A 22,127-nucleotide genomic window follows, 5' to 3' on the forward strand; every position below is an offset into this window, starting at 1 on the left:
AATTATAGTATATTTAAAGAATAATGGTAAATATGAACTATACAAAGAAGTTATAGAATATTATTTTATAAAACATATAACATCATATTTAATTCAAATTAAATCTTTAGATAAAAATGAATATAATAAAGTAGTAGATAAAGTGAAAGATTATTTAAATCAAAACTTTAAAGACTGGAAAAATAATAAATATATACCATATTTATGGATAGATAAAAATAAAAAAGGTATGATAATAACAAAAATTCAGATAAGTTTTTATAAACTAGGGATGATAAATCAATTTAAAACTCTATTTAACATATTAAAAAAATAAAATATAGAGGTGTATTATGAAAAAGATATTATTTGTAATTCAGACACTCGGTGGAGGTGGAGCTGAAAAAGTTTTATTAAATTTATTAGATAATATAGATTATGATAAATATCAAATAGATTTATTAGCAATAAGTGATGAAGGCGTATATAAAAATAAAATAAACGATAATGTAGAAAAATATTACATATTTAAAGGAACTGATAATATAAAAAATAAAATGTTTGAAAATATGTATAAATTGTATAGAAGAATAGGCATGAAATTGATAGAAAAAAAGCCTAGTATTATAATGAAAAAATATAAAAACAAAAACTACGACATAGAAATATCTTTTTTAGAAGGATTAGGAGCTATAATTGTAGCGAATGGAAATAGTGATAAAAAGGTAGCTTGGATACATACTGATTTAAGTAAATATGAAAGTATAATATCTAAAGAAAATTTAAATATAGCTTATAAAAATATGAATAAAATTTTATTTGTATCAGAAGAAGCAAAAAAAGGATTTTTAAAAGTATTTCCTGAATTTAAAAATAAATCTGATTTAATGGATGTAATATATAATCCAATAGATGAAGAACAAATTAGAATATTAGCTAAAGAAAAAGTTGACTATGATAAAAAAAGTATTACATTAATAGCTATAGGAAGATTAATAAAATCAAAAAGAATAGATAGATTGGTGAAAATACACAAGAGATTATTAGATGAAGGAATCAACCATGAATTTGTTATCTTAGGTGAAGGTCAAGAGAAAAAACAATTAGAGTATTTAATAGATGAGTTGGGAGTAAAAGATACCTTTAAACTTATTGGATTTACAGACAATCCATATAAATGGATAAATATAGCTGATATTTATACTATGAGCTCTGAATATGAAGGGTTGCCATTAGTCATAGCTGAAGCTATGACACTAAACAAGCCCATTGTATCTACTGATGTGACAGGACCGAATGAAATGCTCCACTTTGGAGAATATGGTATGCTTACAAAAAATAACTCAGATGCACTATATGAAGGTATAAAACAGATGATATTAGATGAGTCTTTAAGAAATAAGTATAGGGATAAGCTTAAAGATAAAAAAAGCGAATTTGATAAACATGAGATAATAAATCAAATAGAGTATATGATAGATAATTTATAAAATACTAAAAGTGTAGGTACGATACTACACTTTTTGATTTATAAAAGACAATATTAGGAGGAATAAAATGAATAAGCTACAAGATAATATGGTATCTATAGTAACTCCAGTTTATAATGCTGAAAATTTCTTGGAAGAAACGATTAATAGTATTCTTAATCAAACCTATAGAAATTTTGAACTAATACTGGTAAATGATTGTTCTACAGATAATTCAATAGATATAATTAATAAATTTATAAAGATAGATTCAAGAATAAAATGTATAAACTTGGAACAAAATGGTGGTGCTGCAAGGGCTAGGAATGTAGGAATACATTTAGCACAAGGTAAATACTTAGCATTTATAGATAGTGACGATTTATGGAAAGATAAAAAGTTAGAAAAGCAAGTCGAATTTATGGAAATAAATCAAATAGCATTTTCCTACACTAGTTATGATATGATAAATGAAGAAGGTGAAGAATTAGATAAGACCATCAAGTGTAAAGATGTAGTTAGTTACAATGATTTATTAAAATATAATATAATTGGATGTTTAACTGTAATGATTGATATATCAATTATAAAAAATTTATCTATGGAGTGTATTAATCATGAAGATTATGCTACTTGGCTAAAAGTATTAAGACAAGGGTATAAAGCATATGGAATAGATGAATCTTTATCTCTATATAGAAAAAGAGAAAATTCTCTGTCAGGAAACAAAGTTAAATCTGCAAAGTGGACATGGAATATAATTAGGAATATTGAAAAAACACCATTAATAAAATCAATATACTATTTTAATATATATGCAATTATAAATTTAAAAAAACATTTCTTGAAATAGAACAAAGGGGATTTTTAATATGAAATTTAGTCTTTTACTGCCAACATTAGGGACAAGAGAGAAAGAAATAAAAAGGTTGTTTGATAGTTTAAAAAAACAGACTTATAAAAAGTTTGAATTAATAGTTGTATCTCAAGGTAATCATTCGTTTATAGAGAAAACTCTTAAAAATTATGACTTTGAATACAAACATATAACTATGAAAGAAAAAGGAATTTCGAAGGCGAGAAATAAAGGAATACCATATATAACAGGTGATATAATGACTTTAACAGATGATGACGGGTGGTATGATGAAAAAGCATTTGAAATAGTTAGCAATTATATTGAAAAATACAATCCAGATGTAGCTTGTTTTGAACATTATGATCCTAATAAAAAAGAGTTTCCTAAAAAATATCCAGAAAAAAAAATATTGAATTTTTCAAAGTCAGATCTATTGAGACAGTCATCTTTTGATGTTTATGTAAATATTATGAATGTTTCAGATTATAAAATCGGATTTGATGAAAGATTTGGTGTAGGAGGAACTTATAATTCAGGAGAAGAAAATATATATTTGATGGATTTATATAATTTAGGGTATAAAAAAATGAGTTTTTTCCCAGAGATAATAGCATATCATCCAAATAAAGATTGTAATTACTTAGATGAGAAATCATTTGTTGCAAAAGGTCCATTGTTTAGACGATTATTTGGAGGAATATATGGATTTCCTATTTTTATTATATTTGGGTTGAAAAAAAGTAGAGAAATTAATAATTTTATGCATATATATCTTAAATCTATAAATGAGTTTGTAAAGTTTAAATAAAAAATAACGATAATATTAACTATGTATAATATTATCGTTATTTTTTATTTGAATAGATAAGATTTTAAAGAAGTATTTATTATGACATATGATATATGTTAATATAGTAGATGGAAAATATCGTAAAATGTAAAAAAATAGAATTGGGAGATGAATTAATGAGAAAAAGAAAAAAATTAATAAGAAAAATATTGATATTAAATTTAGTATGTACTATGTCTTTTTTATCTAGTGTTACAGTATCTAATGCAAATGGTAGTGAAGAAGGGGAACTAAAGTCTATTATACAAAATTATAATCAACAAGATGTGATAATAGAAGATGGGATAGCTTTAAATATTGGAGAAACAAAAGATTTATCACAATATCCTAACTGGAAACTATCGAATGATGCTGTAGCATCTATAGATGAAAAGGGACAATTAAAAGCAATTGGTAGCGGAACTGTATTCATAAGTCAGGAAATAGAAAATAAGTTACATGTAATAGAAATTTATGTTCCTGATAGTTCACCTAGATATTATAGCTTTTATAAAGCGGAACCAAAAAGCAGAAATTATTATAAAGTATTTATAGATCCAGGTCATGGAGGTTATGATTCAGGAGCACCTGGTTTTGGTAAAAATGAAGATGATTTGAATTTAGAAGTTGCAACTAAAGTTAAAAATAAATTAGAAGCTAAAAATATACAAGTTAAAATGAGTAGAGAATCAGACATATACTTAGGAATTGGTGAAAGAGCTGCTATTGCAAATGAATATGGAGCTGATGTATTTGTATCAGTACATCAAAATTCAGCAGATGTTGAAAGTGCAAATGGAATTGAAACATATTACCACCCAAATAAACAAATGTATAAGCCGTTAGCAGTAGATGTTCAAACTAATGCGATTAAGCAAACAGGGGCTAGAGATAGAGGGGTTAAAGATGCTAGAGATTTAGGTGTTCTTAGAGAATCTGATATGCCATCTTCTTTATTTGAAAGTGGATTTATATCGAATCATCAAGAGTATGATAAACTTATTACACCCGCATATCAAGATAAATTGGCGACAGGAATAGCAGATGGTATTGAAACTTATTTAAAAAATAATATAAAATTAGATGAACAAGATTTTCCGATAATTAATACTGGAGTTGTTACAACTGATGGACTTAATGTAAGATCTGGTTACGGAACTATGTATCCTTCAATTGGAAAATTATCAAAGGGAGATAAAGTCGAAATTGTAGAAAGTAAAAATGGATGGCATAAAATTAAATATAATGGATCGTATGGATATGTATCAGGAAAGTATATTCAGATAGATTCTAATGTAGTTTTTACTGATATAGATAATCACTGGGCAAAAAATGAAATTTTGGATTTTGTTTCAAAGGGATATATAAATGGATATGGAGATGGAACGTTCAAACCTGATAATTCAATAACTAGGGCTGAATTTGTTAAGGTTTTAAATAAGGTATTTGGATTTACAAAGGTAGGACAAGAGAACTTTACTGATGTTAATGAATCAGATTGGTATTATAATGATGTTTGTATAGGTATAAATGCTGGATATATAAACGGATATGAAGATAATACATTTAAACCAAATCAACAAATATCTAGAGAAGAAGCTTGTAAAATAATAGCAACAGTTTTAGATTTAAAAGGTGATGGAAATTTAGCATTTAAAGATAGCTCTGAAATATCAGATTGGGCTAAGCAATATGTTGATGCTTTGAGTGATAATAATATAATAAATGGATATGAGGATAATACATTTAGACCACATAATAATATGACAAGAGCAGAATCTGTTACAATACTAAGTAGAGTAAATAATTAAATTTTATAAAGTTAAAAAGTTGCCCTAGAAATTAGGGAACTTTTTTGTTTCTATTTTTAAATTAGGGAGATTTAGAAGATGAAAAAAGTATTATTAATAATTGTAACATGTGCTTTGTTTTTATTAGATAGTAATATAAATATATATGCTGAAAGTAATGATATGAGAGCAGCTTGGATTACAACCGTATACAATGCCGATTGGCCTAAGACACAAGGTAATGATGATGAACAAAAAAGTGAAATGATAAATATTTTAGATAATTTAGATGATGCAGGAATAAACACTGTAATGTTTCAAGCTAGACCAAAGGGAGATGCATTATATAAATCTAATATAAATCCGTGGTCTGATGTTTTGACAGGTACACAGGGAAAAGAACCTGGATATGACCCTTTAGACTTTGTTATAAAAGAGGCTCATAAGAGAGGTATGAAAGTTCATGTTTGGTTAAATCCATATAGAGTTACAACGTCAGGAACAGATTTAAATAAACTTAGTGAAAAAAGTCCAGCAAGGCAACATCCAGAATGGACTTTAATTAACAACGGCAGAATATATTATAATCCAGAGTTACCGCAAGTTAAACAACATATATATGATACAGTAGGAGAGATTGTCAGAAACTATGATGTTGACGGCATTCATTTTGATGATTATTTTTACCCAGAGAATTATCCTCTTCCAGAAGGGGAAAGTAGAGATGGACAAGTTGCTAATAGCAGAAGAAATCATATAAATGAAATGATATTAGGTGTTAAAAAAACTATAAAATACATAAATCCCAATGTGAAATTTGGAGTAAGTCCAAGTGGCATATGGAAAAATAAAGATAGTGATATAAATGGATCAGATACAAATGGAAAAGAGAGTTACTATTCAGACTATGCAGATACTTTAAATTGGGTAAATAATAATTATATAGATTATATAGTTCCCCAAATTTATTGGAATATAGGATATAAAATCGCAGATTATTCAAAGTTGATTGATTGGTGGTCAAATCAGTTAGATGGTACAAATGTGGATTTATATATAGGACATGGAATATATAAAGATTCAGTAGCAAATGAAATTGATAGACAAATAGATTTAAATAATCAATATGAAGAGATTAAAGGGAGTGTTTTTTATTCTACATCAGATATATTATCAAATAGGCAAGGATGTAGAGATAAAATAAAGCAATGTTTTAAAAAAGATTCTAACTTTACCGATGTAAAAGGACATTGGGCAGAAAGTTATATAAATGATTTTTATAATAAAGGATATATAAATGGATATGAAGATAATACATTTAAACCTGAAAATCCGATAACTAGAGCTGAATTTGTAAAGGTGTTTAATAATGTATTTGGATTAAATAAAACAAGTGGAAAAGTTTTTAACGATACTGTGAATCATTGGGCAAAAAAAGAAATTGATATAGCTGTAACCAATGGGGTTGCAAATGGAATGTCTGATGATATATTTGCACCAGATAAACTTATAACAAGAGAAGAAGCTGCAAAAATGCTAGCTAATTACAAAGGCATAGCTGATTCAAATCATGATAAATCAATGCAGTTTAGTGATTACAATGAAATATCAGATTGGGCAAAAGATTCAGTTGAAGGTGTAGTTGAATGGGGATATATAAATGGTATGGGAAATAATACATTAGCCCCTAAAAACTCTATGAAAAGATCAGAAGTAGTAGTAATGCTAAGTAGAATAAAATAATTAATATATATAATAAAAATAGTATTTATAAAGTGTTTTTTATAAATACTATTTTTATTTTACTAAAAATGTAAATATCAAAAATATATACAAAATAAAATTAAAATGATAAAATATATGAATAATTGATAAAATTTGAATTTTGAAATGAATTTAATAATTAGGAGGATATTTGTGGAGAATAAACTCGAATTAAAGGCAGAAAATGAAATAAGTAATTATAATACATTAAAAAGATTTATAGATATAATTATATCTGTATCAGGAATAATAATACTGGCACCTATATTTTTGATAACAAGTATACTTATAAAATTAGAGTCGGATGGTCCGATTATATTTAAACAGTTAAGGGCGGGGAAAAATAGCAAACCCTTTTACATTTATAAATTTAGAAGTATGAAAAAAGATGCACCAACTTTAAGTACCAATGAATTTGATGATGCAAATTTATTTATCACTAAAACAGGGAGATTTATAAGAAAGACAAGTATAGATGAATTACCGCAATTAATTAATATACTAAAAGGTGATATGAGTATAGTTGGACCAAGACCAGTTATACTAGATGAAAAAGAATTGATTTTATTAAGACAGAAATACAACATAGATATAATATTACCAGGAATTACAGGATTAGCACAAATTAATGGACGTGATAGCATAGGAGAAAAAGAAAAAGTTAAATTAGATTATCAATACTTGAAAAATAGATCTTTGATTTTAGACATTAAGATAGTTTTTATAACTATATTTAAGGTGTTGAAAAAATCAGATATAAAAAAAGAAATATAATAGAGAGGCTGTCTTGAATAATTTTATTTTGAGACAGCCTCTTTAAAGCAATTAAAATTATTAATGTAGGAGATGTAAAATAATGAGTACTGTAAAGATATTTGATATACCATTTGTTACTTTGAAAAAAAATGATTTGATTAAACGAATTTTAGAAAGAGTAAATAAAAATGAAAAGACATATATAGTAACTGCTAATGCTGAAATAGCGATGTATGCAAAAGAAAACAAAGATTATAAAAATACTATAAAGAAAGCTGATTATATAGTTCCAGATGGAATAGGAGTTGTGAAAGGAGCTAAAATTCTAAATCAGTATATTCCAGAGCGAATACCGGGTATAGAATTAATGGTAGATTTATTAGAAGATGCAAATAATAATAATAATAGTGTATATTTCTATGGAGCAAAAGAAGAGGTTTTAAATATGATGATTGAAAATTTGAAATCTAAATATAAAAAATTAAATATTGTTGGATATAATAATGGATATGATATTGATACCAATAAAGTAATAAATGAGGTGATAAATTTAAAACCAGATTATATATTTGTTGCTAAGGGATATCCAACTCAGGATTTTTGGATTGATAATATCATTGGAAAAGTTGAAAAAGGGTGTTTTATTGGTGTTGGAGGAAGTTTTGATGTTTTGGGTGGATTTGTAAAAAGAGCACCAGATATTTGGATAAAATTAAATTTAGAATGGCTGTATAGAGTTGCAGGAGACCCTAAAAGGTGGAAAAGATCTATTGCACTTCCAATGTTTGTAGTAGAAGTTTTAAAAGAAAAAGCAACTATTAAAAGAAAGGATTCTAAAAAAATATGAAAAAAAATTCAAAAATTATATTTACGTTGATTTTTATAATATCACTTTGTCTAGGAAGTGGAATTATATTAAATAGAATAAAAGCAGAAAATAAAAATAATATTTATGAAATAGGTATTGGTGAAGATTCTATATCAAATATGAACAAAAATGAACTTAAATACTTTTATGAACAAATGAATCAAGCAGGAATAAAGAGTATAGTTGTAAAAAATGAGTCTTTATATCAAATTTCAGAAGATAGATCATTACAAATTTCAACATTAGGCGAATTTTCAAAGAAAAATAAAGAATATAAAAATATAGATATACCTGAATCTGAATCTGATGAAAATATAGTTATAAGCTTAGATAAAAATGATTTTTTTAGTACCGAATTAGATAATATAGAAACATATCTATCAAAGTATGAAATTTTTAATAATGATGATAGAATTATATTTTACATAGATAGTAAGATGGAAATAGAGAATAAGGATAATAAAATCATTAATCCGATACTTACAAATCAATTTTTTATAGATGAAAAAAAAATTAAAAAAATAAAATTAAATAAATTTAATCCTGTTTTAGGGATTGCAAACACAAAAAATAAAAGTGATCAGCAATTATTATTAAAGCAAATAAAGTATATGTCTAAAAAGTATGGTATTTATCAAGTACAATTAAGAGGACAGTCTTTATTTGGATATCCAGATAATATTGAAAATTATTTTAATGAGTTAAAAAAGGATAAAATAACAGTATTTCTTACAGAGTTTCAAAATAGCGTAGGATTAACTACTTATTCTAAGTTAAATAGCGGTAATATAACTAGAGCACATGAAGTAAGTGTAAATGAGTTACATTTAAACAAAAATGAACTTGCAGCAAGAATTTCAAGAGCTGTAAAAGAGAGAAATATAAGATTTATATCAGTAGATGATTGTATAAATTACAAAAATAGTAAAACCGTTAAAAATAGTACAGATGATTTAATATACTCTATAAAAGAAGCTAAGGAACAAATAAGTGATAAATATAGTCTTGGAATAGCTAAGCCGGTACCTATTATGGAAAAATATAATATATCTATAGTTTTTATTGGTATATCATTCGCAGCATTGATAGCTATTACATTTTTAAGTATGTTTGAAAAAAAAGTAAAAATGTCTATGGGTTTATTTTTATTAGTAATAGTAGGAGCTATCTTTATTATGAAAAATGATATTGGTATTTTAATAAAACTATATGCTTTTTCAGTAGCTATAGTTGGAGCATTTGCAGCAGTAGTAGTTCCTTATAAATCAAAGACAAAATTATTTACGGCTAAATATTTAATGAGTATTGGAATTGCTATATCAACAGGAATAATAATAGCTTCGATAATGTATGGAACTGATTATATGCTTAAATTAAAATCATTTTCAGGAGTGAAGTTTTTATATGTACTACCACCTATACTGATAAGTATATGGGTTGTTTTAAGTAGTAATATAGAAAAAATAAAACAATTAAATTCTATAAATTGTATAAAAAATGAAGTTAGAAATATGATGAAAAATATAAAATTATATCATTTTGCAATAGCAATATGTACATTAATAGTATTATATATATATGTAAATAGAAGTGGAAATGGAGGACATGTTAGTGAATTTGAATTGCAAATTCGAGCATTAATGGAAAAGGTATTGTATGTTAGACCAAGGACGAAAGAATTTTTAATAGGATATCCTGCTTTATTTATGGCTTATTATTTGCATAGTAAAAATGTTGTTAACTCCCAATATATATTAATACTTGGATCTATTGCGACAATGTCTACTGTAAATACATTTACACATTTGCATACTCCATTTTTATACTCCCTTTTAAGAACTACATATGGAGTAGTATTTGGAGCAATTATAGGGATATTTTATATTTGTATATTTAATTTAATTATTAAATTTATAAATAACAAAAAGAAAAATTAATAAGGAGAAATATTATGAGAGTATTAATTTCTGGATACTATGGGTTTAACAATGCAGGAGATGAGGCAATATTAAAATCTATAATTATAGCGTTAAGAGAAGTTAATCCAAATATAGATATAGTAGTTTTATCTAATGATATTGAACACACAAAAAAAACATATGATGTGGATGCTATAAATAGGTGGAATATAGCTAAGATATATCGAGAGTTAAGAAAAAGTGATGGATTAATTAGTGGTGGTGGAAGCTTATTACAAGATGTAACGAGTTATAGACCGGTGCTATACTATACAACTGTAATTAGACTAGCTAAATTAGCTAATAAACCTACATTTATATATGCACAAGGAGTTGGACCTATAAATACTAACTTTAGTAAAAAAATTATAAATAAAGTTTTGAATAAGGTAGAAAGTATTACTTTAAGGGATGAAGAGTCACTCAATTTATTAAAGGAAATAGGTATAAATAAACCTATGAGTATAGTTCCAGATCCTGTAATGGGATTAAGTATAAATGATGAAAATAAAATAAAACAAGATAAAGAAATGGTCATAATAAGTGTAAGAGATTGGGATAAGGGTGATGAAAGTTTTTTACTTAAAATAGCATCTGTATGTGATAAGCTTATTCAGGAGAAAAAAGAAGTTGTATTTTTGCCTATGCATGGAGAGTATGACTATAAAACATCTAAAAAAGTATTAAATATTATGAAAGAAAATGCAGATGTAATCAAGCATGATTTATCTATAGAAGATAAGATTTCGTATATAAAAAAATCCAAACTTATGATAGGAATGAGACTTCATGCATTAATTTTTGCTTCAACTGTAAATACTCCAATGATAGGGATTTCTTATGATCCTAAAATTGATTCATTTTTAAAACTAGTAAAACAACCATGTATAGGTTCAGTTAATGAAAATTGGGATGAGGAAGATTTGCTTAAATTAAGTTTAGAAATATTAAACGATAATAAAAAAATAAAAGAAGACTTAAATAACTATTCTAGTGAATTAATTAAATTATCTAAGAATACAGCTATTAAGGCTATAGAAGTTTTAAATGAAAAATAATAGTATATACGCTTAATTAAGAGAGGGGACATATTAGTGTGAAGAAAGGATTAGGATTAATTTTAACTATAGTTATTACTATAGTAATTAGCATTTTTGTTTTGAATAAATTAAAGGAAAAAAATACTGATTTTCAAATTAAAGAAAATAAGAATAAGAGCGTGATAGTTTTGGGAAGTGAACCCGAAGCAATAACAGCTGCAGTTACTGCTGCTAGACTTGGATATCATGTAGATATGATTACACAAGATAATAATATAGGAGGACTGTTTACAGAAGGAATGTTAACTGCATTAGATTTAAACTATGTAAATGGAACTGAGATATTAAATAAAGGTTTTTTTACTGAGTTTTATAAAAATGCGAGTAATGGACATAATTTAGATTTAAAAAAAACACAACAATTTTTTGATAAAGTAATAAAAGATGATAATATAGATTTGGTAAAAGGTGCAAAGGATATAACTCCAATAGTTGATAAAGATAATAATAAAAAGGCAATTGGAGTATCATATAATAAAGATGGTAAAACTGTAGAAACAAAAGGTGAATATATATTTGATGGGTCATATGAAGCGGAGTATACAAGAAAAATGGGTGCAGAATATAGGACGGGAAGAAGTGAATTTGGAAAAGAAAATGAGTATGCAGCTGCAGGTGTAATATTTTCTGTAAAAGATGTAAATTGGAATGAGATAAAAAAAGCACTTAAAAATGATAATGATCCAAATACAGGAGTTACAGGTAATGCAGCATGGGGATTTGCACAGATGTATAATTATGAGCCTAAAAATGACCTATTAAAGATGAGAGGATTAAATATTTCAAGACAAGATGATGGAAGTGTAGTTTTAAATGCATTATTAGCATTCAAAGTTAACCCTTTAGATAAAGACTCGTATAATAATATAATAAATATAGCGAAAGAAGAAGTTCCATATATAGTTGAGTATATGAGAGATAATTTACCAGGATTTGAGAATGCTAAACCAGGTAATATTGCTAAAGAGTTATATATAAGAGAAGGAGTACGTATAGTAGGTGATTATACATTAAATGGATATGATATAATAGCACATAGACAATTTAATGATTTCATTGGGTTTGGAAGTTATCCAAGTGACTTACAAACTACATATAAAGAGGGCTATGGAAATGCTATGAATGGAAATAGTATATATGAAATACCGTTATCATCAATGTTGCCAAAGAATATTGAAAATGTAGTTGTGTTAGGAAGGAATGCAAGTTTTGATGTTGTAGCACATGGAAGTGCGAGAACTGTACCTGTATTAATGAATATGGCTCAAGGGGCGGTACATGCTGTAGATTATGCTATAACTAATAATCTAAACTTGAGAGATGTTAGGGATAAACATATGAATAAAGTACATAAAGATATGGAAACTATAGGTAAAATGGAATTTTATGATATGCCTAAAAACCCATATGAGGGTCATTATGCAGAAGCTTATATCAAGCATTTGAGAATAAGAGGTGTATTAGGGTCAAAGTATAAAGATTCGATGCCCTTAGATGAAAAAGCTAGCAAAATTGAAGTGAAAAATATTGCAAATTTAATAAAAGACCACAGCAATATAAATATAAATGAAAAACAAACTCAATTTATAAATAATATGAATGAAAATATAACTAAAGCTGATTTTATAAAATTAGCATCAGTATTATTTAATGAAGATTTTAAATCTTTAGAAGAATTGAAACAGGTAGGTATATTAAATCAAGTTGTATATAATAAAATAAATAAATCTAAATATATAACAAATGCACAAGTATATGTATTATTTAGTAAGTATATAGATTTTTCAGAACCTAATTTCAAAGAAAATATAAAAAAACAAAACGTAGATACTATAAAAGAACAGTAATATAATTTAATAAAGATAAGTATATATAATTCATTTATGCAATTATATATACTTATTTTATTTATAGAATACATTAATAATTAGATAGTAAATTAAAAAAGGAGGAGTATATATGAAAACTATAAAAGTAATGACTATATTTGGAACTAGGCCAGAGGCTATAAAAATGGCTCCGTTGGTTAAAGAGTTAGAGTCAAGGAAAAATATAGATAGTATAGTATGTGTAACAGCTCAACACAGACAAATGTTAGATCAAGTTCTAGATACTTTTAATATAGTTCCAAATTATGATTTAAATATAATGAAACAAGGTCAATCTTTAGTAGATGTTACAACTAGAGCATTGAGTAGTTTAGATACAGTAATTAAACAAGTAAATCCAGATATAGTATTAGTACATGGAGATACAACAACAACTTTAGCTGGAAGTTTAGCGGCTTTTTATAATAAAATTTTAGTAGGACATGTAGAAGCTGGGTTAAGAACATATGATAAGTATTCTCCTTATCCTGAAGAAGTAAACAGACAAATTACTGGAGTTATAGCAGATATGCATTTTGCACCAACTGAAATAGCTAAGAAGAACTTAATAAAGGAAGGTAAACAAGAAAAGGATATATATGTAACTGGAAACACTGCTATAGATGCATTAAAGACAACTATAAAAACAGAATACTCAAATGATATATTAGATAAAATAGGCTCAGATAGAATGATAATGCTAACTGCGCATAGAAGAGAGAACCTCGGAGAACCTATGAAAAATATATTTAGAGCTATAAAGAGGATAACTGAAGAATTTGATGATATTCAAGTTATATACCCTATACATTTAAATCCATTAGTAAGAGAAGCGGCAGATGAGATTTTAGGTGAGAATAAAAAAATTCACCTTATAGAGCCTTTAGAGGTATTTGATTTTCATAATTTTTTAAATAAGGCATATCTAATAATGACAGATAGTGGAGGTATTCAAGAAGAGGCTCCTTCGCTAGGAAAACCAGTATTAGTATTGAGAGATACTACAGAAAGACCGGAGGGTGTTGAAGCGGGTACGCTTAAATTAGCAGGAACTACTGAAGAAAATATTTATAATCTTACTAAAGAACTATTAGTAGATAACAAAAAATATGATGAAATGAGTAAGGCATCAAATCCTTATGGAGATGGTCACTCAAGTGAATATATAGTTGATGAAATTTTAAAAAAATTTAAATATTAATAACAATAATAAAAATACCTAGAGTGTAAACTCTAGGTATTTTTATTATTGTTGTGGTTTTTGATACATCACATCATCGAATATGAAGTCATGTAAAATTGGTAAACACTTATCGGCATCATAACGCCAAACCCATCCTGCATTACCGTATATTCCACCTGTACTGTATTCTTCCATAGGGAATTCTAATGATTTTATATTTAAATCGCCTAATTGAAGAGCTGTAGCACCAAGTGATAAAATATCTGTAGGTTTCATATTAGTTTTAATATAAGGTAAAATACTGTCTAGCAACTGTGGATATTTAGTTATAGAGAGATTTTTAGCACCATCAATCATACCTTGTATAAGAGCTCTTTGTCTTCTATCTCTTTCTAAAGCGCTATCGTTCTTTCTTATACGACCATAAGATAAAGCTTGATATCCGTTTAGTTTTTGAGTTCCTGAATTTTCAACCAACTCCATTGGACCTTTATTTTTATTTTCATCAAAGCCATAACACTCAGGTATAAATTTATTTAACTCTTCAAGTTCGTTAGGTTTAACATCAACAACAACGCCACCCAATGTATGAACTATATCCATAAATGAGAAGAAATTAACTATAGCATAGTTTTGAATATCTAATTTGAAATTACTCTCAATAGTTTCAACTAGTAGATTAATTCCACCATATGCATAAGCATGAGTAAGTTTTTGCATACCATGTCCAGGTATATCTACATATGTATCTCTAGCTAGAGAAGTAAGCTTTAAGCTTTTATTTTTATTATCTATAGTAAGAATCATCATAGAATCAGATCTAGATGATTCCTCTAATGTTCTACCATCCGTACCAACAAGTAAAATATTTGTTATTCCTTTTACTTCTTTATAATTAGTTTTATTAAGTATTTTACTATCTGAACTTCCATCATACATGGTATCTAATTTAAAATATAAATACCCAAAAGCGCCTGCTGGTATTAATATAACTAACACTAGCAATGCAATAACGAACTTTTTCAAATTCGACAAAATAATCCCTTCTTTCTCATGATTTTTAATGTACACCTAATTATATTAAACTATAAACAGATATTCAATACATAAAGATTAGAAATAATATAACAAAATTGAAACAAGTTACATACATAGTAATATACAAATAAAACAGGAGGTATTCTAGTGATAAACATAAAAAGTAAATATATAGATATTGAAGATGAAAATATAAATTGTATAGTAGAATATCCTGTAATAAACACAATTAAAAATGATTTTTTTATAAACTATGTAAACAACTTAATAAGCGAAGACATAAAAATATTTAAAGATATTATAGAAGAAAATGCAATTTGCTCAAATGAAAAACTTACTATATTTACAGACTACAAGGTACAGTTAAATGAAAATAATATAGTAAGCTTATCTATTATATTTTCAGAAATATACAATTACGATAGCATAATAAACTATGTAAATACTTATAATTATGACTTTAATAAAAATCGACAAATTTTAATCGAAGATATTTTTAAAAAAAATTTCAACTATGAATTACTAATACAAAATGAAATAAATACAACCCCACATAAAATAATAAATGAACAATCTTTTTATATAACACCAAAATATGTAGCTATAACTTTTTCATCATACGAAATAACCGACGATAAAGATATAGTAGAAATAAAACTATACTTTAAAGAAATAACAGATTATTTAAGCGATTACACAAAACAATATATAATGGAGTATTAAAATGAAACAATTAAAAGAATATGATAGAGAATCTGCAGTAGAATACGCAAGAACATGGGCACTATATAGAAATCCCAAATATAAAGATTACGACCCTTGGGGTGGTGATTGCACAAATTATATTTCTCAGTGTATAAAAGCAGGAAATATACCATTTGACAATCAAGGAAGAGATGTAATTGAAAAATGGTATTGGTATAGTGATTCAAGTAGAACTCCAACATGGACATCAGCAGGAGCGTTTGGAAGATATATAATAAAAAATAATAATGAAAACACAGAAAATCATGGTATATATGCAGTCCCTGCTGATTATAATGAATTGGAAATTGGAGATATAATACAATTGGCATATGAAGGCAGAATATATCATACTATGATAGTTACACAAGTAATATTAAATGATGAAAATTATCTATTAGATTATCTTATATGTCAACACACAGAAGACTTATTGGATTTTCCTTTAAGCGAAAAAGTAGGAGAGCGAAGATATATAAAAATATTAGGATATTATTAGCTTACACGAAATCAAAGTGTATTCATTAAATGAATACACTTTGATTTGTTATTATTAATTATATAAACTACACATGTAAAATACACAATTTATCTTTTTTCATACATTGATTGCAATTTACACATTTATGCTTATAGTTTGAATTTGACTTAAATTCATTTATTAAATTAGGTTCACATATCAAAGGTCTACAGATTGAAAAATATTCGATATTAGTAGAATTTAATATACAACTCATAGAATCCACAGTTCTATTTCCGCCTACTAACATAATAGGACAATTAACAGAACTTGAAATTTTACTAGCATAATCTTTGAAATAAGATTCACCCTTAAAATTTCTAAAATTACCACCGCTTACTTCAACAGAATCTACACCGAGCATATCCAGTTTTTTAACAACATACATACAGTCAGAGAAAGTAGCTCCATCTTCTCTAAAATCGCTAGAGTTAATTTTGATACTTATATGATAAGTATCACCTACTTTTTTTCTTATAGCATTATAAACTTCAAATATTATTCGAGCTCTATTTTCTATACAACCGCCATACTCATCGGTTCTTCTATTATGGTAAGGGTCTAAAAATTGACTAAGCAGATACCCATGAGCTCCATGGATTTGAACACCATCAAATCCAGATAATTTACATCTATAAGCGGCTTCAGCAAAGGAATTAACAATGGAATCAATATCATTTTTATCCATAGATTTAGGGGTTACACCGGTTTTGATATTAGCGATAGAAGATGGCCCTAGTATCAATCTATTTTCAGTATTATATGAAGTTTGACTGCCACCATAAACTATTTGCATAATTATCTTACTATTATAAGAATGTATAGTTTCAGTTAAATTTTTATAATTACCTATAAATGAATCATCATATATTCCTAACATATTTCTAGTAGGTTGCTCATCTGCACATATATGAGCATAGCTAGTTATTATAAGACCGACTCCTCCTTTAGCTAAATCTGTATAAACTTTAAATATTTCATCATTCATATGGCTATTTTCATTAGCTAAACCTTCCCAAGTGGCAGATCTTACAAATCTATTTTTAAGTTGTAGGTTTTTTATTTTAGTTTTATCAAATAAAGTTTTTATAATTCATCACATCCCTTAGTTTATAAATATAATTATTATTTATATAATACATCAAAATTAAAGCTAGATATATTATATAAATAAAACTTCACTTATATTTCTATTTTTAGAATTTAGTTGAGAATACTCATTCTATAGTTAAAATTAACCTTTAAATTATGATTTTTATAGTTTAAGTAAGAATATATTGTATATGGCTTAATTAAACTTAAAATAGCTTTAGAGTAATAAGTTTCATGAAAACTATTTTAAACTGGCACAGAGCCGTCAGGGGCTTTATTTTAACACACTAGCTTTGAACAAAACATTGGCTAATGATAATAAGTTTGAATTATCAAATATAGATTTTAGAGAGTTTTATATATTAAAGTAAATCTATTATATATATCCCGCAATACACTCCATAACAAAATTTAACAAAATTATTATTTTAAAAATCCAACTCAATAGCAATTTCTGAACATCTAACTATCTAATGGAGGGAATAATGTTATATAAGTTTCTAAAGATATTAAATTTTAAAAATGAAAATTTTATTTCTATAAACATGTATAAAAGCTTATACCTACATTTTAAGTTAATCTACAGCTATCAATCACGATAGCGTGAATATAATCCATAATAGTATGAAAAATTAATCTAAATATAAGTATTGAATTAACTTTGAATTTAAAATAAGCATAGTTTTTCTATATTATACGCATTAGGTGTTGAGATGAAGTATATGTAATTATCAACTATTTTTAATATTAAATTTAAATAAGTTAATGTGTAAAAAGTTAATTAATGGTAATAATGATAGAGAAAGAGGTGATTATAATGAGAATACCAAAACATGTAGGTATAATACCAGATGGAAATAGACGATGGGCTGAATCTAAAGGACTTACAAAGGATAAAGGTTATGACAATGGCTTAGACCCAGGAATCGAAGCTTATAGAGCGTGTAGAGATATAGGCGTAGAGGAAGTTACTTTTTATGGGTTCACGACAGATAATGCTAAACGACCATCTTATCAAACTAAGGCATTCACAGATGCATGTGTAGATGCAGCTAAAATGTTAGTTGATGAAGGAGCTTCACTTTTAGTTATAGGAAATACAAATTCACCTATGTTTCCAAAAGAATTGATTCCATATACTAAAAGAATTGACGCAAAAGAAGGGCAAATAAAAGCCAATTTATTAGTAAATTATGGATGGCATTGGGATTTAAATACATTATCTACTGCACAAGGAAATAATAAAAATAATATACATGAATATATACAATCTTTTGATATATCCAGACTAGATTTGATAGTTAGATGGGGTGGAAGAAGAAGATTAAGTGGATTTTTGCCAGTTCAATCTATATATGCAGATTTTTATGTTTTAGATGAATATTGGCCTGATTTTAAAAATGATCATATAGAAGAAGCTATAAATTGGTATAGTAACCAAGATATAACTTTAGGTGGATAGTACTGAGGTTGTTGAAAATATAAACAAAAAATGCTAAAATTAACCATGATTATCTAGTAGAAGGGTGAATATATGGCTAATAAAAAAAAGGTTGTTAAAAAAAGGAAAATAAAGAAGTCTAGATTAGTTATTTTAGTATTTATATTATTAATGAGTATATTTTCAATAGCATTTATTTTTAAAATGGCATTAGGCGGAAAAACAAATGATAAGACAAATGATAAAGCAAATAGTGATAGTTCAATAAAGGTCAAAGAACCAGAAAAACTCGAACTTGAACATTTAAGTTTAGAAAGTGAGAAAGGTAACGCTAAATTTAAGATACTAATAGATCCAGGGCATGGAGGTAGTGACATAGGAACTAAAGGGGTTGATGGTGTCTTAGAAAAAGATATATGTTTAGAAATAGGAAAAAAAGTAGCTGGATATTTATCACAATATGATGATTTAGAAGTGATACTGACTAGAAGTGAAGATATATATATTTCGTCAGAAGATAGAGTTAAGATGGCAAATTCACAAAATGTAGATGCTGTAGTATCTATAGATGCAAATTCACAAAATGGAAGCAATCAAGCCTATGGTACAGAAACGTACTATAAGAACAATGGAATTGCAGACTCTGAAAAATTGGCAAAATCAATTCAAGATACTATTTGCTTATATTTAAATACAAGAAATAGAGGGATATATCCATCTAATCTTGAAATTTTAAAAAATACGGATATGCCGGCAGCATTAGTTGAAGTTGGATTTATAACTAATGAAAAAGATGCGAAGAATTTAAAAAATGATAAATATCAAAATAAAATGGCTCAGGGAATAGCTCAAGGAATTTTAAGCTACATAGACTCTACAAATAAATAATAAAGAAAAAGGAAGTATATAAACTTATATACTTCCTTTTTCTTTATTATTTATTTTGAATTGAATTGGTCAAATATGGAATTAGTATATTATGTTGAACTATATTTGATATAATAGAAAATATGAAAAGGTATTCTCTGGGGGGCGGATTAAATATGGAGATTTTAAGCGATAATAATTATTATTTATCCAATTTATATGAAAGTAATTTAAGTGAAGAGGATAAAAAAGCTTTGGGGATTTATTATACACCTAAGTATATTACAGAATATATAGTCAAAAAAAATTTATATAGTCATGATTTTATAAAAAATCCATGTCCGAAAATTTTAGATATATCTTGTGGGTGTGGAAATTTTTTACTGGAAGTATATGATGTTTTACACGAAATGCTAGAAAAATATAAACATGAGTTAAACATTGAAAATGTTCATAATCATATAATTAGCAATTGCATATATGGAATAGATATAGATTATGAAGCTATAGAGGTGCTTAAATATTCATTGATTAGTAAAGAAAAATTTTGTAATGTAGATAAATTAAATATATATTGTTTTGACAGTTTAAGCAATGAAGGGGTAGATGAAAATATTAAAAAAATATTTTGGGACAGTAAGTTTGATTATATAATTGGAAATCCTCCATATATAGGACATAAAAATCTTACTATGAGTTATAAAAAATGGTTACTAAAAGAGTATTCAGAGGTATATAAAGATAAGTCTGATATTTACTTTTGCTTTTATAAAAGGATAATAGATTTATTAAAGCCAGAAGGGATTGCAAGTATAATAACTCCTAGATATTTTATAGAAAGTCAAAGTGGAAAAAGTTTAAGAAAATACATTTTGAAAAATGTGAATGTAAAAGAAATAATAGATTTCAATGGGATGAATGTTTTTAAAAATGCAAGTGTAGCGAGTTGTATAATTACGATGAAAAAAGAAGTGGATTTAAATTCGGAAATAGATATCTATAAGTTAGATAACTACAGTATAGATTTAAGCAACATAGTAGATATTAATAATATATTAAATAATGAAAATTATTTTATTAAAATAATTTTAAAACAAAGTGAAATGAGAGAAAATTGGATCATAGATAAAAAAGAAAATATTGACCTATACAATAAAATTGAGAGTAATTGTACATACAAATTAAAGGATATATGTGTAAGCTTTCAAGGAGTTATAACTGGGTGTGATAAGGCATTTGTAATTAATGACAAAGATATTGATGAATCAGAACAAGAGCAAATAATATTGAAAAATTGGGTTAAAAATAAAAATATAAAAAAATATTTTATAGAAAAAAATTCTTTGAAGCTTATTTATAGTGATGATATTGATGACTATAATAAATATGAAAACTTTATGAAACATATAGGACAATACAGGGAAAAGCTAGAAAAAAGAAGAGAGTGTATAAAAAATATACGAAAATGGCATCAATTACAGTGGGGAAGAGATAAGTTTATGTTTGAGCGAGAAAAGATAATGTACCCATATAAATCAAAGGAAAATAGATTTGCAATAGATACTAATAACAGTTTTTGTAGCGCTGATGTATACTCTTTTTATGTAAAAGAAGAGTATTTAAATGAATTTTCTCATGAATATTTAATAGGTATATTAAATTCAAATATATACAATAAATATTTTAAAATTTTTGCGAAAAAAATGGGTAAAAATTTATATGATTATTATCCTAACAAAGTTATGGAAATAAGTATATTTAAAGATGAAAATTATACATCAATAGAAAATTTATCAAAAAAAATTATAGAAATAGCTAAAAGCGAAAATACATTAAATGACGAAATAATTTATTTGCAATCTAAAATTGATGATTTAATAAGTTATTCATTAAAGTTAAATTCACTAAGATAAGCTAGTTTTCATATATTCATATTAATATAAATTTATGGGAGGATATTAATATGATATATATTGAATCAATAAATAATGAAAATAGTGTT

Annotated in this window: 19 protein-coding genes; 17 read left to right on the forward strand and 2 right to left on the reverse strand. The window is 26.2% G+C overall.

What is annotated here, in order from left to right; all coding sequences use genetic code 11:
• The 12 genes from ACRCYC_RS01660 to wecB form a co-directional block, all read left to right on the forward strand.
• Positions 1-316 (forward strand): hypothetical protein (locus ACRCYC_RS01660; protein ID WP_438617457.1); only part of this gene is annotated, 316 nt, incomplete at its 5' end.
• Positions 317-332: 16 nt separating this feature from the next.
• Positions 333-1,469 carry a glycosyltransferase gene (locus ACRCYC_RS01665; RefSeq protein WP_438617458.1) on the forward strand — a complete coding sequence of 379 codons (1,137 nt, stop codon included), beginning with the start codon at positions 333-335 and terminating at the stop codon, positions 1,467-1,469.
• Positions 1,470-1,536: 67 nt separating this feature from the next.
• A complete protein-coding gene (locus tag ACRCYC_RS01670) occupies positions 1,537-2,301 on the forward strand; it encodes a glycosyltransferase family 2 protein (RefSeq protein WP_438617459.1) in 765 nt (254 codons plus the stop codon).
• Between the two features lie 19 nt (positions 2,302-2,320).
• Positions 2,321-3,115, forward strand: coding sequence for a glycosyltransferase family A protein (locus ACRCYC_RS01675; RefSeq protein ID WP_438617460.1), 795 nt, complete (start codon positions 2,321-2,323; stop codon positions 3,113-3,115).
• Between the two features lie 158 nt (positions 3,116-3,273).
• On the forward strand, positions 3,274-4,947 hold the full coding sequence (locus ACRCYC_RS01680) for an N-acetylmuramoyl-L-alanine amidase (protein ID WP_438617461.1): 1,674 nt from the start codon (positions 3,274-3,276) through the stop codon (positions 4,945-4,947).
• A 78-nt stretch (positions 4,948-5,025) separates the two neighbouring features.
• On the forward strand, positions 5,026-6,669 hold the full coding sequence (locus ACRCYC_RS01685; protein ID WP_438617462.1) for a family 10 glycosylhydrolase: 1,644 nt from the start codon (positions 5,026-5,028) through the stop codon (positions 6,667-6,669).
• A 174-nt stretch (positions 6,670-6,843) separates the two neighbouring features.
• Entirely contained in the window at positions 6,844-7,464 is a 621-nt protein-coding gene (locus ACRCYC_RS01690; protein ID WP_438617463.1) for a sugar transferase, read from the forward strand.
• Positions 7,465-7,546: 82 nt separating this feature from the next.
• Complete coding sequence (locus ACRCYC_RS01695; RefSeq protein ID WP_438617464.1) at positions 7,547-8,293, forward strand: WecB/TagA/CpsF family glycosyltransferase; 747 nt, start codon at positions 7,547-7,549, stop codon at positions 8,291-8,293.
• On the forward strand, positions 8,290-10,251 hold the full coding sequence (locus ACRCYC_RS01700; RefSeq protein WP_438617465.1) for a DUF5693 family protein: 1,962 nt from the start codon (positions 8,290-8,292) through the stop codon (positions 10,249-10,251). Before ACRCYC_RS01695 ends, ACRCYC_RS01700 begins: the two co-directional genes overlap by 4 nt.
• Positions 10,252-10,265: 14 nt before the next feature.
• Positions 10,266-11,330 (forward strand): polysaccharide pyruvyl transferase CsaB, encoded by a 1,065-nt coding sequence (gene csaB / locus ACRCYC_RS01705; RefSeq protein ID WP_438617466.1) that lies wholly within the window; start codon positions 10,266-10,268, stop codon positions 11,328-11,330.
• Positions 11,331-11,368: 38 nt separating this feature from the next.
• Entirely contained in the window at positions 11,369-13,219 is a 1,851-nt protein-coding gene (locus tag ACRCYC_RS01710) for an FAD-dependent oxidoreductase (protein WP_438617467.1), read from the forward strand.
• A 112-nt stretch (positions 13,220-13,331) separates the two neighbouring features.
• Positions 13,332-14,441, forward strand: coding sequence for a non-hydrolyzing UDP-N-acetylglucosamine 2-epimerase (gene wecB / locus ACRCYC_RS01715; RefSeq protein WP_438617468.1), 1,110 nt, complete (start codon positions 13,332-13,334; stop codon positions 14,439-14,441).
• A gap of 45 nt (positions 14,442-14,486) precedes the next feature.
• Here the strand turns inward: wecB and ACRCYC_RS01720 are convergent, their stop codons facing one another.
• On the reverse strand, positions 14,487-15,458 hold the full coding sequence (locus ACRCYC_RS01720) for an LCP family protein (protein ID WP_438617469.1): 972 nt from the start codon (positions 15,456-15,458) through the stop codon (positions 14,487-14,489).
• Between the two features lie 150 nt (positions 15,459-15,608).
• Between ACRCYC_RS01720 and ACRCYC_RS01725 the strand changes: the two genes are divergently transcribed.
• Complete coding sequence (locus ACRCYC_RS01725) at positions 15,609-16,184, forward strand: hypothetical protein (protein WP_438617470.1); 576 nt, start codon at positions 15,609-15,611, stop codon at positions 16,182-16,184.
• A gap of 1 nt (position 16,185) precedes the next feature.
• Positions 16,186-16,704: an amidase domain-containing protein gene (locus ACRCYC_RS01730; RefSeq protein ID WP_438617471.1), complete on the forward strand. Its 519-nt coding sequence runs from the start codon at positions 16,186-16,188 to the stop codon at positions 16,702-16,704.
• 67 nt (positions 16,705-16,771) lie between these two features.
• Here ACRCYC_RS01730 and ACRCYC_RS01735 read toward each other — a convergent pair whose 3' ends face one another.
• Complete coding sequence (locus tag ACRCYC_RS01735; protein WP_438617475.1) at positions 16,772-17,818, reverse strand: NADH:flavin oxidoreductase; 1,047 nt, start codon at positions 17,816-17,818, stop codon at positions 16,772-16,774.
• Between the two features lie 816 nt (positions 17,819-18,634).
• On the opposite strand from ACRCYC_RS01735, the gene uppS reads away from it, so the two are divergent.
• The 3 genes from uppS to ACRCYC_RS01750 all read left to right on the forward strand — a co-directional run bounded on the left by uppS (position 18,635) and on the right by ACRCYC_RS01750 (position 22,038).
• Positions 18,635-19,279 (forward strand): polyprenyl diphosphate synthase, encoded by a 645-nt coding sequence (uppS, locus tag ACRCYC_RS01740; RefSeq protein WP_438617472.1) that lies wholly within the window; start codon positions 18,635-18,637, stop codon positions 19,277-19,279.
• Between the two features lie 72 nt (positions 19,280-19,351).
• The gene (locus tag ACRCYC_RS01745; protein WP_438617473.1) at positions 19,352-20,146 is read left to right on the forward strand and encodes an N-acetylmuramoyl-L-alanine amidase family protein; all 795 of its coding nucleotides are present in this window, start codon (positions 19,352-19,354) and stop codon (positions 20,144-20,146) included.
• 155 nt (positions 20,147-20,301) lie between these two features.
• Complete coding sequence (locus ACRCYC_RS01750; RefSeq protein ID WP_438617474.1) at positions 20,302-22,038, forward strand: Eco57I restriction-modification methylase domain-containing protein; 1,737 nt, start codon at positions 20,302-20,304, stop codon at positions 22,036-22,038.
• The last annotated feature ends 89 nt before the right edge of the window (positions 22,039-22,127 follow it).

It is taken from the genome of Paraclostridium sp. (assembly GCF_051657365.1).
Taxonomy (GTDB): domain Bacteria; phylum Bacillota; class Clostridia; order Peptostreptococcales; family Peptostreptococcaceae; genus Paraclostridium.

Excerpts from the sequence above, each read along its gene's own strand:
- ACRCYC_RS01665 (WP_438617458.1), top strand. The coding sequence starts at position 333 with ATGAAAAAGATATTATTTGTAATTCAGACACTCGGTGGAGGTGGAGCT.
- ACRCYC_RS01670 (WP_438617459.1), top strand. The coding sequence starts at position 1,537 with ATGAATAAGCTACAAGATAATATGGTATCTATAGTAACTCCAGTTTAT.
- ACRCYC_RS01675 (WP_438617460.1), top strand. The coding sequence starts at position 2,321 with ATGAAATTTAGTCTTTTACTGCCAACATTAGGGACAAGAGAGAAAGAA.
- ACRCYC_RS01680 (WP_438617461.1), top strand. The coding sequence starts at position 3,274 with ATGAGAAAAAGAAAAAAATTAATAAGAAAAATATTGATATTAAATTTA.
- ACRCYC_RS01685 (WP_438617462.1), top strand. The coding sequence starts at position 5,026 with ATGAAAAAAGTATTATTAATAATTGTAACATGTGCTTTGTTTTTATTA.
- ACRCYC_RS01695 (WP_438617464.1), top strand. The coding sequence starts at position 7,547 with ATGAGTACTGTAAAGATATTTGATATACCATTTGTTACTTTGAAAAAA.
- ACRCYC_RS01700 (WP_438617465.1), top strand. The coding sequence starts at position 8,290 with ATGAAAAAAAATTCAAAAATTATATTTACGTTGATTTTTATAATATCA.
- csaB (WP_438617466.1), top strand. The coding sequence starts at position 10,266 with ATGAGAGTATTAATTTCTGGATACTATGGGTTTAACAATGCAGGAGAT.
- wecB (WP_438617468.1), top strand. The coding sequence starts at position 13,332 with ATGAAAACTATAAAAGTAATGACTATATTTGGAACTAGGCCAGAGGCT.
- ACRCYC_RS01730 (WP_438617471.1), top strand. The coding sequence starts at position 16,186 with ATGAAACAATTAAAAGAATATGATAGAGAATCTGCAGTAGAATACGCA.
- uppS (WP_438617472.1), top strand. The coding sequence starts at position 18,635 with ATGAGAATACCAAAACATGTAGGTATAATACCAGATGGAAATAGACGA.
- ACRCYC_RS01745 (WP_438617473.1), top strand. The coding sequence starts at position 19,352 with ATGGCTAATAAAAAAAAGGTTGTTAAAAAAAGGAAAATAAAGAAGTCT.
- ACRCYC_RS01750 (WP_438617474.1), top strand. The coding sequence starts at position 20,302 with ATGGAGATTTTAAGCGATAATAATTATTATTTATCCAATTTATATGAA.